Source organism: Streptomyces sp. NPDC006265, assembly GCF_040613555.1.
GTDB lineage: Bacteria > Actinomycetota > Actinomycetes > Streptomycetales > Streptomycetaceae > Streptomyces.
This window is the reverse complement of the sequence record NZ_JBEXSH010001539.1, coordinates 1-1,020: the sequence shown is the minus strand read 5'-3', so window position 1 is coordinate 1,020 and position 1,020 is coordinate 1. Positions and strand designations below refer to the sequence as shown.

The following is a 1,020-nucleotide window of genomic DNA, read 5'->3' as shown; positions in this document are numbered from 1 at the left end:
GGTGACGAGCCGCGAGGTCTTGCGCAGCGAGGCGAGGACGGTCGGCGGGCGGACGCGAGTGTCCCCTCGCCGGGGTCCGCCCACGGGTGGGTCGCCAGGTTGAAGGTGACCCAGTGGATCGGCAGCATCGGACCGTGCTCCGGCCCGCCCTGGAGGTCGAGGTGGGCGCGCATGCCCTCCTCGGGGGTCATGTGGATATCGGGCCAGAAGTCGGAGTAGGCGCCGATCTGGATCATCGTGGCGTCGAACGGCCCGTGCTCGGCGCCGATCTCCCTGAAGCCGTCGAAGTAGCCGGTGTCACCGCTGTGGTAGATCCGGTGCTCGCCCCCGGCGACGACCCAGGAGGCCCACAGGGTGTGCTGGGTGTTGCGCAGCCCGCGGCCGCAGAAGTGCCGGGCCGGGGTGGCGGTCAGGGTGAGGCCGCCGATCTTGGTGGACTCGTGCCAGTCCAGCTCGCGCAGCCGGTCGGCGGACACCCCCCAGTGCTCCAGGTGCGAGCCGACCCCCAGGGGCACGGCGAACAGCGTGTCCGTGCCCGCGAGCGCCTTGATGGTGGGCATGTCCAGATGGTCGTAGTGGTCGTGCGAGATCACCACGACGTCGACCGGGCCGAGCGCCGCGAGCGGCAGGGGAACGGGATGCAGCCGCTTGGGCCCGGCGAAGGAGAAGGGGGAGCAGCGCTCGCCCCACACCGGGTCGAACAGAACGCGCCGGCCGTCGATCTCCGCGAGGACGCTGGAGTGCCCCATCCAGGTCAGCCGCAGGCCGGTGGCCGGGGGCCGGGCGATGTCGGCGAGGGTGGTGGAGTGCACCGGAACGGTGCCCTTCGGGGCGCGGCGGGGCCGGGCGTCCTTGTCGAAGAAGACCTTCGCGAAGTCCAGGGCCGAACCCGAGGGCCGGGTCCGCGCGGGGCCGCCGGGGTTCTGGAAGACCCCGTCCTTGAAGTGGGGCGATCTACGGATGCGTGCCATGCGCTCGCCGCGCGGATCCGCGCCGAACGCCCCGGGCTGCAGCGCGCGG

The 1,020-nt window shown here is 72.6% G+C and carries 1 protein-coding gene; it reads right to left on the bottom strand.

Annotation, left to right across the window (positions count from 1 at the left end):
* Positions 1-1,020 (bottom strand): MBL fold metallo-hydrolase (locus ABZ281_RS50450; RefSeq protein WP_356665680.1); only part of this gene is annotated, 1,020 nt, incomplete at both ends.